The organism is Hyphomonas sp. NPDC076881 (assembly GCF_050269995.1).
GTDB lineage: Bacteria > Pseudomonadota > Alphaproteobacteria > Caulobacterales > Hyphomonadaceae > Hyphomonas.
In genome coordinates this window covers 158,369-172,604 of record NZ_JBNNJJ010000001.1, presented here as the reverse complement: position 1 = coordinate 172,604, position 14,236 = coordinate 158,369, and the positions used below count along the sequence as shown (strand labels likewise).

The window sequence follows — 14,236 nt, the reverse complement described above, 5'->3', positions numbered from 1 at the left end:
GGGCGAAGTTGCCGCCGGGAGACTGATTGTCAGATAAAGCCGCGCCGTGTAGCCACGGTGACGGCATGTGTCCGGTCGTTGACGCCGAGTTTGGCGAAAGCGGATTTCAAGTGCGCTTTTACGGTGTCCACGGACAGACTGAGGGTCCCGCCGATTTGCTTGTTTGACCGGCCATTGGCGACGAGGCGCAAAATCTCCAGTTCTCGGCCCGTAAGGGGGGTGTCCAGTGCATGGATGGCGAGTTCGTGAGCACTGTCGGCGCTCATGACGCGCCGGCCCATATGAACAGAGCGTATCGCCTCCACCAGTTCCTTGCGAAAGCAGTTCTTGAGCAGGTATCCCGCCGCCCCAGCCCGCATCGCCCGGATGATCTGCGCGTCCCCGGGGAAAGTGGTGAGGACGAGAACCTTGGCTTGCGGCGCGTGCTGGCGGATGAGCTTCATGGCTTCGATCCCGTCCATCCCCTCCATCTGGACGTCCATCAAGGTGACGTCCGGTGCCAACTCGCGAAATCTCGCAACTGCTTCAACGCCGTCTGAGGCTTCTCCGACCGCTTCCATGTCATCCTGGCGTTGCAGCAGTCCGGCGATGCCGTCGCGGACTACCGGATGATCATCGACAATCAGCACTCGGATCGGTTGTTTGGGGAGGGCGAGCTCGGTCAATTGAGGCTTCCTATCCTAGGGAAAATGCCGCGCTTTGCGGTCCGGTATGCGGCCCTCCCTGGCACAGTCAGGAAAACTTCGGTGCCGCGTTCCGGCAACCCACGTACTATCAGGTCTCCGCCCAGCCTCTTGGCCCTTTCGCCCATCCCTTTAAGCCCGAAATGACCGATTTTCTCACCATTTTTTGCGACAGACGCATCAATTCCGATGCCGTCATCAGCGATGCGCAGGCTTAGATTTGCACCATGGCAGATTTCAATCTTCACGCGCCGCGCCTGAGCATGTTTCCAGATATTGCATATTGCTTCGCTGGCGATGCGTGTGACTTCGTCCAGAATATGTGGATCGACTCCGCGCAATATGCCTGACGTTGAAATGGAAATTTTTACTGACGGCGCGAAGCTCTGGCGTTTCACGATGCCCGAGATGACTTGCTCCAGATTGCTGGATTGCGCCGAACGCAGGTCGAGTACCCTGTCGCGGCCTTCGGCGATAACTTCGTCGGCGCGGTCCAGCGCTTCCTCTAGCGCAGGCCGCGCGCCCGCCAACTGCGGAAGTTCATCCACGGCATATTGAAATCGCAGTGTCAGCGTCTGCACCGACTGAAGCAGCGTATCATGGATTTCCCGCGCGATCCGCTCGCGTTCCTGCAGCCGCTCGGCCATCCGCATACTGACCCCGTTCGCAACAGCGCGCACCCGGATAGAGTATAGCAACCATAGCAGCGCCACGAACGCGACGCCACAAAGCAGTCTGAAAATCCAGCTCTGAACGAAGGTCGGCGGGATATCGACCTCTATCGCCGCCCCCTCCGTACTCCAGACGCCGTCTTCATTCGCGGCCATGACCTCGAATCGATAACGCCCGGGCGCAAGATTGCTGTAGGCAGCCTGCCTTCCGCTGCCGGCGTCGATCCAGCCCGTGTCCAGACCCTTAAGCCGATACCTGAACTGCAGGCGCTCCGGCATGGTCAGGCTCGCCGCCGTATATGCAATCGAGAGGGTGGACGCACCCTTGGGCAAGGTCAGCCGCCCGCGCGCGGAATAGGTTGTTCCGTCGGCGATGACAGACAGGATCGTGACCGGCGGCGGCAAGCTATTACGGACCTCACCTGCCGGGTTGAAGGTCGCGACACCGGTATTGGCGATGAACCAGGTTTGCCCGTCGGCGGCGCTGACAATGGAGGGTGTATGCCATCCCTGCTGAGCCACTCCTGGAAGTCCGTTAGCCCTGTCGTAAAGGGTAAACGCCGGCGAATAACTGGGATCCTCAACCGCTTTGCGAGCCTCACTCGCTTTCATACGGACAACCCCCATCAAACCGTTGAACAGCATGTCTCCATTTTTTGCACGGCCTATGCCGGAAACGCCAGCCAAGGGCGCAACGCGGTCTTCGCTTACGGACACAAAATGGTCGTCGCGCAGCAGCGCGATCCCAAACTCGCCGCCGACCCACATGCCGGCCTCGCTGATATGGAAAGCTTCGACATTGCCGACAGCGAGTCCATCGCGTCCAGAGAATACCCGTATGCCGGTTTCGTCGACGCGCGCGACGCGACCCTCCGGATAGGCAAACCAAACCGGCCCGGACGGATCGGAATGCGCGGCCAAGGGAACTGGCGTTCCGCCAAGGTCGGCCCTTTCGGTCCAAATGCCATCGTTAAGGCAGTAAACACCGCCTTGCTCGAAGGCGACCCAGAGCGTCCCATCACCATCTTCGGCAAGTGCCCGGATCCCGGCGTCGGAAACACCAGGTGGCGATGAAACGAGCTCAAAGTGGCTATCTTCGAACCGGTAGAGACCCTGCAGGCTGCCATACCAGAGCGTCCCGTCTCCCGCCCGGAAGGGAATCATCCGTCCGGGCGAGGGGACCGGTACATGCCGCCGGACAGCTTCTCCGGGCAGCGCACGGTACAGCCATGTGCCATCGCTAATGAATGTCGCCTCGTCAGCGGCTGTGACGCTGTAGCCGAACGCTGTCGCCGACGGAACCGCAGCAACCGGAACCAGCGCCGCATCGCGGAAGCGATCAAGACCGGCGTTGGTGCCAACCCAGATATTTCCTTCGCGGTCCCGTAACATGGGTAGGCTCCGGTCAGAGGTAAGGCCGTTGGCCCGCCGGAAGACATCCGTGATATCAGAGGGCAGGATGCTATGCCGGGCGCCTTCCGACGTGCGCGGATCAAATCGGAAAACGCCGCCGTTCAGGCGGTCGGTGCCCCAGATCGTCCCTTGCCCGTCGATGGCATACCCACCGACGGCCAGCATATCGCCGGGCGTAGCGCCTTTCAGAGACCAGGGGCTTGCTTCTTGTCCCGCCGGGTAATCAGGCATGGGCCGGAGGCCGTGCAGCCCATCCGTCATCCACAGGCGTCCGTCCGGGGTCTGCGTAAAGTTTGCATGAGAAGTTTTCGCGCCGGTCGCCTCGAATTTTGTGGCGCCCGGTCTGAGGAAGAAGATGCTGTCCGCCGTACTCAGCCATATTGTTCCGTCCCGCGCCTGAAACAGGTCAACGGTGAACAGGTCTCCAAGGCCCCATTCAGGCCCCAGCTTCTTCCACTGGCCATTCTCGAATCGGGCGAGGCCGCGCATGCCGGCCCAGATTACACCGTTGGCATCCTTGAGGAGGCGGACAACCATTCCCGGCCATAGTCCGTCCTGCTCGGTATAGGTCGTCACGTTCCCATCCAGCAGCTGAGATATCCCGCCATCGGAGTATCCGATCCATATCTCGTTGGCGCTCACGACTCTGACGCTGGTGATGTCGATCGACGCAAGCTGCTGACCTGGCGCCGGTTTGAAACGCTCGAAGGTCAATCCGTCGAAACGGAAAAGGCCGACACCGGTGCCTAGCCAAAGAAAGCCGTCCGGGCCCTGATCCAGTGCCCAGATTTCAGCCGGTGCGCCATCGGCCTCAGTCCAGGCCGTATGGTGGTACTGCCGAAGCGTCCTTTCGAGGCTCTGGGAATGGCTTGGGAAATGCGCCAGGACAGACGCGAACCAAGCAAATAAGAACCACCCTATACCCTTGAGCAACATGTGTGCAGTCAACCGGCGCTGGACCATTTTCTTGGAGAGACTACAGGAAAACTAGCAGCAAGGCGCGCCTCAATTCGCCTGCCAACCCGATCAGGGCGTCACGCAGTTTCCCCGCCCCGGCGCCAGGCACGCCCCAGGCACGCCGTTGTGACGAAATCGCCGCGTGGCTGCATCGATCAAACCGGGGACCGGGGCTTGAAAGTCGCCGGCCTTACCAGAGGAATTCTGCAACAGCCGCAGCTGGCGCTCAGACAACAAACCGGCCGATGACCCGCAGTATCGTCCGGACCCGGGATCCTGTTTTACCTCATTTGACTTCGCTTAACGCGGGCCCCGCCGCGCTGGATGCTACCAAGGTTCGAGCTCAAAGTTTGAAGGCGGAACCCTCGTTTCGCGAGCAGGCTCAAATGGAGGACGATGTGAAGCGACTTCTCGCACTCGCTATGATTGGCGCGATGATGACGGGCCCCGCCCTGGCGGAACCCTGCGGCATCAACAGGAAGACTGAGTTGGCTGCGATGTCGGCGCCGGTCGTTCTGTACAAGACCGTGACGATCGACGGCGTGAAGGTCTTCTACCGGGAAGCCGGGCCTGCGGACGGGCCTGTCGTGCTGCTGCTTCATGGTTTTCCGACGTCGTCGCACATGTTCCGCAACCTCATTCCGCTGCTTGCAGACCGGTACCGTGTGATAGCACCTGACTATCCGGGATTTGGTCAAAGTGATGCACCTGATCACAAGACGTTCGCATACACATTCGCCAACTATGCTGATATCATTGATAAGTTCACGGTTGCGCTCGGCGCGGAACGCTACACCATGTATCTCATGGATTATGGCGCACCGGTCGGCTACCGCCTTGCGCTGAAGCATCCCGAGCGCGTGCAGGCGATGATCGTCCAGAACGGGAACGCCTATACCGAGGGGCTCGGCGCCTTTTGGGAACCGATCAAGGCTTACTGGGCCGAGCCCAAGTCGGACGCAAAACGCAACGCGCTGGCCTTCCTGGTCCAGCCGGAGACAACAATCTTCCAGTATACGGATGGTGTCACCGATGTTGCCCGCATCAGCCCAGACAACTGGGTATCTGACCAGGCCGGCCTCGACCGGCCGGGCAACCAGGACATCCAGCTTGACCTGTTCCGGGATTATGGCTCGAATGTCCCGCTCTATCCTGAATTCCAGGCGTTCTTTCGTGAACACCAGCCACCTACGCTGATCGTCTGGGGCAAGAACGACGTGATCTTCCCCGAGCCCGCCGCGCATCCCTATTTGCGAGACCTGCCAGACGCCGAGATGCATATTCTCGATACCGGACATTTTGCGCTTGAGGACAAGCTCGATGGAATGGCCCCGCTCATCCACGATTTCCTCGACCGCGAAGTGTGCAGATATCACCGGCGGTTTCCGTGAAATTTCCGCTGATATTAATTCGAAGGGTTTTCAAACATGCCAGATAGCAAACCAGAGGCCAGCGCGCAGTTGCCCGGAACGGGTATTTCGATTGTGCTGGTTCACGGCGCTTTCGTGGACGGGGCGGGATGGCGTGCGGTATACGGATTATTGTCGCGCTGCGGCTATGAGGTGCTTGTCGTGCAGAACCCGACAATCACGCTGGTAGGCGATGTTGAAGCCACGGAGCGCGTTATTGCCGCCGCAACGCACTCTGTTATCCTCGTAGGACATAGCTATGGCGGCGTAGTGGTGACGCAGGCCGGAGACCATCCCAAGGTCCGGGCGGTGGCTTACATCGCGGCATTTGCACCAGACAGGGGCGAGTCGGCCGCATCGCTGAACGAGGTGCCGGCCGAGCCCGGTGAATCCAAGGCCCCACTCCTGCCGCCGCAGAATGGCTACCTGATGGTGGATCCGAGTCAGTTTCCATCCGCCTTTGCCGCCGACGTAGACTCCGACATCACCCGGTTCATGGCCGCGGCGCAGGTTCCCTGGGGGCTCAGCGCGGTGATGGCGCCTGTGACCCGTGCCGCCTGGCGCTCCAAGCCGGCTCACTACATGGTTTTGTCCAGCGACCTGATGGTGCCGCCAAGCGCACAGAGGCGCATGGCGAAGCGGGCAGGGGCGCGGATCGTCGAGATCGACAGCAGCCATGCCGCGATGCTGTCGCATCCGCATGAAGTCGCGGCCTTCATCGAGGCTGCTGCCGGAAATGCCGACTAGAATGAGCGTGTCGAAAAGCCCCGCCATCACGCACCATCGGACCGCGATGGTCGAGGGGCTCAATATATTCTATCGCGAAGCCGGCTCGCAGGAGGCGCCGCTCGTTCTCCTTCTCCACGGTTTCCCGAGCTCTTCGCATATGTTCCGCAACCTCATCCCTGCGCTTGCAGGTCGCTACCATGTTATCTCGCCTGACTTGCCAGGATTTGGCCTGTCGGCAATGCCGTCTCCGAGAGAATTCGACTACTCCTTTGCAAGCTTCGCCGACATCTTGGACGGCCTTCTGGAACTGCTAGGGGATCGCCAGTATGCTCTGTATGTCATGGATTATGGCGCGCAGACGGGCCTTCGGTTGGCCTTGAAGCATCCCGAGCGGGTGGCTGCCCTTATCATCCAGAATGGCAATGCCTATGAAGACGGTATGAAAGAGTTCTGGGACACGACGCGGCGCCTGTGGGCCGACAACAGCGCTGCGATGCGGGCGTTCATGTCTCCGGAAGGCACGCGGTTTCAATACTGCGCTGGCGTCAAGGATACGACAAGATTGGACCCCGCCGCCTGGCATCTGGACCAGCATTTCCTGGATCGGCCCGGAAATATCGAGATCCAGTTTGAGATTATCTACGACTATCGCAACAATGTGGCGCTCTATCCGGAGTTCCACGCATACTTCCGCTCCTTCCAGCCGCCGGCGCTGATTCTGTGGGGCGCCAACGACCCAATATTTGATACGGACGGTGCACGCGCATTTCTGCGCGACTTGCCGGAAGCGGAGCTACACTTGCTCGATAGCGGGCACTTCGCGCTGGAGGACAAGGTGGAAGAGATGGTCCCACTGATCCACGACTTTCTTCTTCGGCATCGGCCGTGCCGCATGCGACTTCACGCAGTCGAGTCCTCATCAACTGACTAAGTGGATGCCGACCATAACTGGCCCGTCAATGATGGGACCCTGCGATTCACGTTGAGTAGGATCTCGCGCGGAAGCGTCGTTTCTGGGTTGGCCCAGGAAGATGGCGAGATCATGCAGGCGCCGGTAGCCATAGCGGACACGGGTCTCAGCCAGTTTCTTCAGACGCATCCGCATTTCTACTGCCGGATTACGGCAGGACTGGTATCTGAGGGCAGCCCGCCCGAAGTCCATCGCCCTGCAGGCGCAGCGCTCGGATACTGCGGAGACCTCCCACTAATGGCGGACGACCTCGCGGCACCGGGCGGGCTTCGTCACTTTTTCGCAAGGCATCCTGCAGCTTCATCTTGTCCAGCGTCAGGTCCACCACCAGCCGCTTCAGCTTCGCATTCTCTTCCTCAAGCTGCTTGAGATCACCGGATCTCGGATATCCCCATTCCGGCATAGACCTTCTTCCATCGGTAGAATGTCGTCTCAGCAACATCCGTCCTCCCGGAGTGACAAAGCCGATGAAGCCGCAAGCTTTGTCCAGCATTTCGGCAACAGATACACGCAAGACCCGGCGCATGGTGTCCGACACCGGTGTTCTCGATATCCGGGAAGTATCAGGGTTCGTGCCAGTGCCCGGCGTCGGTGTGCCTCATCATGTGGATTTCCGGGCACGGAGCGTAGACGCGGTGCGGTCCATACGGAAGTTCATGACCGGAAGTATTTCCTGTTCCTTTATGTCCGGGATCCTGCTGGCATACTCATGGAATATGCGACCGATGATCCTGGGATGACCATTGATGAAACGTCCAAAGAACTTGGCCAGAACCTCTTATTCCGCCACATGATGCGGATCGCACGCAGGATTTGAGGGCGATGCTGCCACAGTTTGCCATGCCCGTATGAATGAGCCTTTACCAGGCTTCCAGGGCGGCCAGCGCATCGCGATAGATATCCTGGGATTTCAAAAGAACACTCTGGCGCCATACTGTGTCAGACGGACAAAACAGCTGTTTCAGGCGCTCCTGTGCGTCGTGAACAAATTCTGGGCCGCTTCCTGAACTTCTGTGAGCCAGCCAGTTGTCGATGACCAATGCCTCCAGCATCCTGTCGACTTCATAGGTGCCCCATTCGACTGTCAAAGAGATCATGTGTGCAGGGCTGTGCCGAGCGAGTTCAGTTTTGAGCCCTTCTGACAGAAGGCCATGATACTTTATCGAGGTGCCAGCCACGACGTCGTCGCAATGGATCGTATGCGAGGGCCACCAGCTGGAAGCGAGTCTGTACGCTTCAGAAGATGGCGTATCATCCAGAATGAAGAACGGCTGAGAAAATGGACCTATGCCCGTGTGCCAGTCAATGTGTAGTATCTTCTGTGTAGATACCAAATACGTTCTGACAATTCTTTCCAGGATCTGACGTGACCAGCTTGGAGCGAGCCCGCCAAAGCTCAATCCATTTTGGTGCTGATACTGTCCCGATGTAATTCCATTCAGCGCGTAAGAATTTGATCTGTTGGCGCAGAATTCCTGAAAATCTTCGGAAAATTCAGCTAAGCTCAGTTGCGCGGCAGAGGTCTTCATTATCAGGGAATGTAATTCGGAATAGGCGGCATTATGAGGAAGGCTTGCCGAATGGTCGATAAAGTTCCGGTTCAGATCAATGCCATCTTCATTCCCCCGCCTGGCATATGCCCAGCCATAGGGGTTCACGGCATGGACAAAGAGGATTGCCGTACTTCTGCTCAGGCTGGCGGGACCCTGTGTCTCCAGCCATTGCACTATGGTTGCGGCACCAGCCGCCGCTTCAAGCCCGTGAGTGCCACAGCTTACGAACAATATGTTTCTGGCGTCAGGCCGGCCGACCCATGCACTGTCAATCGCAAGGGCTTCGCCTGCCGGGCCATATAAACTGGGATGGGTATGGGACTGGATCTCTGCGTCAGCAAGACGGCACGCTCTCAGGAACCGGCTGCGGCCTTCCGCATAGCTGTCCGGAAAGTGCGGGTGGGCTGGCGGTTCATGCAATCGCACCTTTGATCCTTTCCCCTTTTTGTGGCTTGTCTGAGTGTCTGCCCCGAAGCGATTGGCAGGCCGCTGATGCGGCACCAAAGCGATCCGGGGCGGGATTTTCGGGACCCGCGTTGCCACTGGCGCGATTGCGGGTCAGAATTTGGCGATCAACTCGACACCATAAGTGCGCCCGATATTGGGGTGATTGACAACCGTTCCGAAAAAGTCGCGGAAGTCATCCATTGTGGCGTCTTCGTCAGTAAGGTTACGCCCCCAGAGATAGGCTTCAAAGCGGTCGCCGTTGCCGATAAGGCCGATCCGCCCGTTGAGCTGGGTCATCTCATCCTTGTAACCGAAGGGGACGCTTGCGCCCAAGGGCAGCATGGTGGAGCGGATATTATCGGCCGTTGTAAACTGTCCGCCGGTGTGGGTAAGATCGAGTCTTGCCAGCAGCGAGCTACGCAATGCCGGAATTTCCCTGGTATAGGTGCCGCCAAGAGATGCTGTGAATTCAGGGGCGTTCACGAGCCGGTTGCCTGACACGTCTGTGCCCGCCGTTCCACCGCCGGGGAAGGAATCATACTCGGCGTTCAAAATTCCCACAGTACCCTGAATATAAATGTTGTCTGTGAGTTGGGCGCTGAAGTCGGCCTCAAGGCCCTGCGTAACCACCTTTGCCGCATTTGTTATGCGGATTGAGGTCCGGCCCCCGCCAATATCCACGAACTGGTTGACTTGGTAATCGTCATACTCAGCGCGGAATGCGGCCAGGTTCAACATCAGCCTGCCATTGAGGAGCAGGCTTTTCAGCCCCAGTTCATAACTGTCGACGGTTTCTTTTCCGAATTCGAGGCCGGAATTGGCGGCGAGTTCATCCGCATTGATGTAATCCAGATTGAAGCCGCCGCTTTTGTAGCCGGATGAATACTTGGTGTAGATATTCGTGTTTGCGTGGATCGCGTAACTCAGGCTGATGGCTGGAGAAAAGAACGTATCCTTGCGGCTGTTCACAAGTGGGGTGGGCGGAACGCCCGGCGTGGCCGGATCATAGTTTGTCGAGCCAATATTCAGGAGGCCGGACAGACGGCCGTCGAGGAGCCAGTTTACGTCTTTGTCCTCTACGCTGTAGCGGGCGCCAAAGCCGAGCGTCCAGCGATCCGACAGATCATAGCTCCCATTGAAATAGGCGGCAACGCTTTGTGTTTCCACAAGGCCTTGATTGTACACTTTTGAGCCCGCCGGGCCGAACCCCACGATTGCCGAAATCAGCGCCAGATCTGCATCCGAGAGGTTGGCCGGATCCAGGCCCAGCAAAGGCGCAACGGAAGGGGCAACGACCGGGCGGACAAAGGCGTCGTTGAAGCTTTCGCCGAAGATCACATCACGGAGCGTATTGGCATCCTGCTTGTAGAAGTAGAGCCCGGCCATATAGCTGAGCCTTTGATCAGCAGCAGAAATCAGCTGCAATTCCTGCGTAAACTGCTCGAACTTGTCGCCGTACTCCACATGTATGACCGGAACCGGTGAATAGTCCGTGGCATTTCGGTAAAAGGCGTCCGTATCACGATATCCAGTGATGGACTTGAAGGTGAAGCCATTGTCAAACCTGTATTCCGCATCCAGCAGCGCCCCTGAAACTGTCCGGTCTTCGCTTGGATCAAAGCTGAATGCAACGCGCCTGGCTTCCGGCGCCACCTGCACCGGCATCAAGCCAAGCATGTCTGTTACCGGCTCGCCAACAAGGATCAAATTGTCGGCTTTTAGGCCATCATAGGCAAAGTTGACTTCAAACTGATCATTGGGGCTGTAACGCAGCTGCGCCCGGTATGCCAGAACGTCTTTGGTGTTCAGATCGTTTCCTGTAACGATGTTCTCGACATAGCCATCACGATCTGTCTTAGAGATAGCAAATTTCGCAGCCAGAGTATCCGTTAGCGGAACATTCAGTATTCCCTGAATTTCCCGGTGATTGTAGTTTCCAACGCTGGCTGAAATCTTTCCCGAGAATTCGTCAGACGGCTTTTTTGTCACGAGGCTGATCGCGCCGGCAACAGTGTTCTTTCCGAACAGCATGCCCTGCGGTCCGCGCAACACCTCGACTCTTTCGAGGTCAAGCAGCTCCTGGTTCACCGCAGGCGACTGGCCCATGTATACGCCGTCGACATAAACGCCTACGCGGCTGTCAAACCCGATATTGCGCGAGTCTGAGCCGACCCCGCGAATGGTTATGACCGATCTGAAATCATTGTGCCCCGAAATGCTGACGTTAGGAATATATCCGCTCAGCTCGGAAAGCTCCCTGACGCTGGACTGCTCGATATCGCTTTCGCCGAATACAGACATCGAAATCGGCACTTCGGAAAGTCTCTCGGTGCGCCGTGTCGCTGTGACCAGCACGCCTTCAAGGACGCGAGCTGTCTCCGCGTCTTCACTTTCAGCCTGAGCCATGGCTGCGGGCTGGCACGCCATCAGCATCAGTACGGCGCAGCTGGCACTCATGAGTATTCTGTTCTTCATCGCTAATTCGCCCCTCAAAATAACAGACAATTCGGACCCCCGCATTATTCTGACCGGAGTGCGGCCTCGGGGCAGTTCTCGGGTGTTGACACCAAGTTAATTTTCTTAACATTGGAATGTCAATGGAGTGATTGACTGTCAGGGGGCGAATGCCGAAAAATGGTTCGCGGTGCCGCCCGGGTGGGCAGGAAGGCAGGATGTGATGTCAACTGAGAGCGCAATCCCGGAGCGGATTGTTCATAGGAAGTCCGGATATCATCACGGTGATCTGCGGAACTCTATTATTGAGGCGGTGGCGATTCTGATTGACGAGCGACGGTCTCTCGACTTCCAGCTGAAGGATGTCGCCCGGATGGTGGGCACTTCCCAGCCGGCAATTTACAAACATTTTGAGAACAAACAGGATCTCCTGATCGAGACCGCTGTGGCTGGCTATGGGTATCAGGCGGCCTTCAGAGACTGGGCAATGGAGCAGGCGGGCGAGGCGCTTCTCGCAAAACTGCTCGGCGTCGGTTACGCTTATGTCCATTTCGCACAATCGTGCCCTGGGTTCTATATCCTCATGAAAAATCTGGAGACTGATGAAATTTTGTCTTCAAGGCGATACCAGAAGCAGCGCTTGAAAGGCATAAGTGTCGCCCGGGCCCTGGTGAGGGGGTGTGTGGAAGATGGTACTTTCATCGCTGTTGATATTGATGATGCTATGGCGTCGCTGCAGGCCACGGTTGCTGGCCTGGCCCAGCTCTATCTCAGTAACAGTCTTCATTATGTCGCAAGGGCCAAGGAGAACGACACAGAACTCCTTGTGCGGCTGTTTTCCCTTCATGTCGGTAGCCTGTTGAGCGCCAAGGGAAGGCGGCAGATGGCGATTGCCAACAGAAATCCATTTTCTACACCCTTCAAGCTGGAGAACGCCTGATGCCTGACAATATTCCCGATGCGGCGGTTCCGCGTTCGCCTGTAACCATTGACGACGTACTGGCCGCTTCTTATACGAACGTGCAGGCGCCGCCTCCTATGACGGCACTCAATTCGGCCTTGTTGCTTATTGACATCCAACATCTGGCCGCGCCGGATTACTTGCATGATCTGGCTGTCAAATCAGGGCTTCCGTCAGATGAGGTGAGAAAAGCGCTCAGTGACTACGATGCGCGTTTCAATGCGGCAGTGGCGCAGGCGAGGCGCGTACTGGAAAAAGCCAGAGAAGTCGGTATCCCACCCATTCATGTGAAAATTCAGACACTTTCCCATCAGGGGCGCGATACCGGAGCTTTGCATCGCCGCATGGGATGGCTGTATCCTCCCAACAGTGCAGCCACGAAATTTCTGGATGCAACAAAGCCCGCGCCGGACGAGATCGTCATCACGAAAACTTCAAGCGGAGCATTTTCGGGAACATCTCTTGACGCGACCCTGCGGAACATGGGGATAGACTATTTGTTTGTCTGCGGTTTCGTAACCGATGAGTGTGTGGAGACTACCGTTCGTGTCGCGCTTGATCTGGGATACCTGACGATGGTGATCGAAGATGCAACCCAGACCTACAAGGCAGAAGCCCATCTGGCCACAATTCATCAGCTAAGTGCTTATGGAATAACACAGTCTGCTGACGACACTATCACTGCTTTCGGTCAGGTTGCAAGCGTTCAACAAGCCGGTGCCGGCTGATAATTGCAGCGTATATGGTTCAATCTGTCAAAGGCGGGTACTCTGAGATGGCGTATCTGCTGTCTGGTGTTGTATAATAGGATGAACGTGGCGTGGTCTGCCAAAGGAAAACTGATCCAATAATTGATTTGGAGTTGGCTTCATACGGAGCTGAGAATGGGCAAGAGAGGCAGGCCAGAAGAGATCATGGCGAAGCTGCGGGAAGTGGAGGTGCGGTTAGCCGGGGCGAGGCGACCGGATAGGCTGGGCGTGTGATCGGCGTGTGGGAGTGGGCCTGCTGCCGATGGCGATCTTCAGGTTCTATTTCCTGAGCTATCGCCCGCCCGCTCCCGAGGCCATCTTGCCCGCGGCGTTCATGCCGCCCTATTACGTGGAAGCGGCAACAGGAGCGCCACTTCAATACCAACCGCCAACTCCAACTTTTGAGTTAGACTAGCCGCATTGGGCAGGCCAGAGGCGGCATCTCCCATGTCCGTTATTTTCATTTAATCATTATACAGATATAATCCCAACTGAATCGTTCGAAACGAGCGCCGGGAAGGCGGCTGGCGCATTACTGGATCGTAAGAAACAGGGAATGCAGTATATGCTAATATGAATTTCCCTTCAGGTCAGTAATCGCGACCGGCAGCAGAAAGAGTCCGGCGATGACAAAATTCCGTCTACCTCATGAATACGTAATGCGGCTCAATGCGGAGCTGCGATCACGCCATGCGACGTGGATTGAAGGGGAGCGGGCGGAAAAGATCTCAAGGGCCTTCGTCGCGGCCGCGTCCATGGCGGATCTTTTTGAAATGAGGGTCGCGGAACTGGCGCTTGCGCAGGGCGGAGAAAAGGTCCGGCCCCTCGCGCAGTCGCTTCTTCAGGAGCGCCGCCAACAGGCGCAGCGCCTGCGGTCTACCCTGAAAATTGCTTCGCTCGGAGATGTTGATCATTTCGTGCCCTACCAGCTTGATCCGCGGCGTGAACATCTGTTTGGGAAGCTGAGCGGAACAAGCGATGAAGAAGACTTCGGTACCTTATTTATTCATCAGCAGAGAGCTTCGCACGAGGAGGCCATCAGCATCTTTTGTTATTATGCGGTGTATGGCGAGAATGAAGCCCTGAGAGCCTTTGCCCGTATTACCTTGCCTTTCCTTGAGCGGCGGCTTGACCAGGTGGCGCAGTTGACCTGACCCTGCATGACAGGCATTCGGGGCCGAGCGCCCATTCTGCGCGCTCATAGTAAAAGAAGTATACAGACGAAATCGGCGTGGAATAT

At 57.4% G+C, this 14,236-nt stretch carries 10 protein-coding genes and 1 pseudogene; 6 read left to right on the top strand and 5 right to left on the bottom strand.

Going from position 1 to position 14,236, the window contains the following annotated elements:
- Positions 1–29: 29 nt before the first annotated feature.
- Positions 30–665 (bottom strand): response regulator transcription factor, encoded by a 636-nt coding sequence (locus tag ACQKI2_RS00790; RefSeq protein ID WP_427377840.1) that lies wholly within the window; start codon positions 663–665, stop codon positions 30–32.
- On the bottom strand, positions 662–3,703 hold the full coding sequence (locus ACQKI2_RS00785; RefSeq protein ID WP_427377839.1) for a sensor histidine kinase: 3,042 nt from the start codon (positions 3,701–3,703) through the stop codon (positions 662–664). The genes ACQKI2_RS00790 and ACQKI2_RS00785 overlap by 4 nt, the downstream gene beginning before the upstream one ends.
- A gap of 266 nt (positions 3,704–3,969) precedes the next feature.
- Between ACQKI2_RS00785 and ACQKI2_RS00780 the strand changes: the two genes are divergently transcribed.
- From ACQKI2_RS00780 to ACQKI2_RS00770, 3 genes are read left to right on the top strand one after another with little or no spacing between them, the layout of a single operon-like run.
- Positions 3,970–5,115 carry an alpha/beta fold hydrolase gene (locus ACQKI2_RS00780; RefSeq protein WP_427377838.1) on the top strand — a complete coding sequence of 382 codons (1,146 nt, stop codon included), beginning with the start codon at positions 3,970–3,972 and terminating at the stop codon, positions 5,113–5,115.
- Positions 5,116–5,151: 36 nt separating this feature from the next.
- Positions 5,152–5,880 (top strand): alpha/beta hydrolase, encoded by a 729-nt coding sequence (locus ACQKI2_RS00775; protein WP_427377837.1) that lies wholly within the window; start codon positions 5,152–5,154, stop codon positions 5,878–5,880.
- Between the two features lies 1 nt (position 5,881).
- The gene (locus ACQKI2_RS00770) at positions 5,882–6,793 is read left to right on the top strand and encodes an alpha/beta fold hydrolase (RefSeq protein ID WP_427377836.1); all 912 of its coding nucleotides are present in this window, start codon (positions 5,882–5,884) and stop codon (positions 6,791–6,793) included.
- 315 nt (positions 6,794–7,108) lie between these two features.
- Here ACQKI2_RS00770 and ACQKI2_RS00765 read toward each other — a convergent pair.
- The 3 genes and pseudogenes from ACQKI2_RS00765 to ACQKI2_RS00755 form a co-directional block, all read right to left on the bottom strand.
- A pseudogene (locus tag ACQKI2_RS00765) lies at positions 7,109–7,266 on the bottom strand (transposase); the annotation flags it as partial.
- A gap of 426 nt (positions 7,267–7,692) precedes the next feature.
- Positions 7,693–8,805: a DUF2817 domain-containing protein gene (locus ACQKI2_RS00760; RefSeq protein WP_427377835.1), complete on the bottom strand. Its 1,113-nt coding sequence runs from the start codon at positions 8,803–8,805 to the stop codon at positions 7,693–7,695.
- Positions 8,806–8,943: 138 nt separating this feature from the next.
- Positions 8,944–11,307 carry a TonB-dependent receptor gene (locus ACQKI2_RS00755; protein WP_427377834.1) on the bottom strand — a complete coding sequence of 788 codons (2,364 nt, stop codon included), beginning with the start codon at positions 11,305–11,307 and terminating at the stop codon, positions 8,944–8,946.
- 202 nt (positions 11,308–11,509) lie between these two features.
- Between ACQKI2_RS00755 and ACQKI2_RS00750 the strand changes: the two genes are divergently transcribed.
- The 3 genes from ACQKI2_RS00750 to ACQKI2_RS00740 all read left to right on the top strand — a co-directional run bounded on the left by ACQKI2_RS00750 (position 11,510) and on the right by ACQKI2_RS00740 (position 14,150).
- The gene (locus ACQKI2_RS00750) at positions 11,510–12,226 is read left to right on the top strand and encodes a TetR/AcrR family transcriptional regulator (protein ID WP_427377833.1); all 717 of its coding nucleotides are present in this window, start codon (positions 11,510–11,512) and stop codon (positions 12,224–12,226) included.
- Positions 12,226–12,975 (top strand): cysteine hydrolase family protein, encoded by a 750-nt coding sequence (locus ACQKI2_RS00745; protein WP_427377832.1) that lies wholly within the window; start codon positions 12,226–12,228, stop codon positions 12,973–12,975. Before ACQKI2_RS00750 ends, ACQKI2_RS00745 begins: the two co-directional genes overlap by 1 nt.
- Positions 12,976–13,622: 647 nt before the next feature.
- Positions 13,623–14,150 carry a DUF4142 domain-containing protein gene (locus tag ACQKI2_RS00740; protein WP_427377831.1) on the top strand — a complete coding sequence of 176 codons (528 nt, stop codon included), beginning with the start codon at positions 13,623–13,625 and terminating at the stop codon, positions 14,148–14,150.
- Positions 14,151–14,236: the final 86 nt, after the last annotated feature.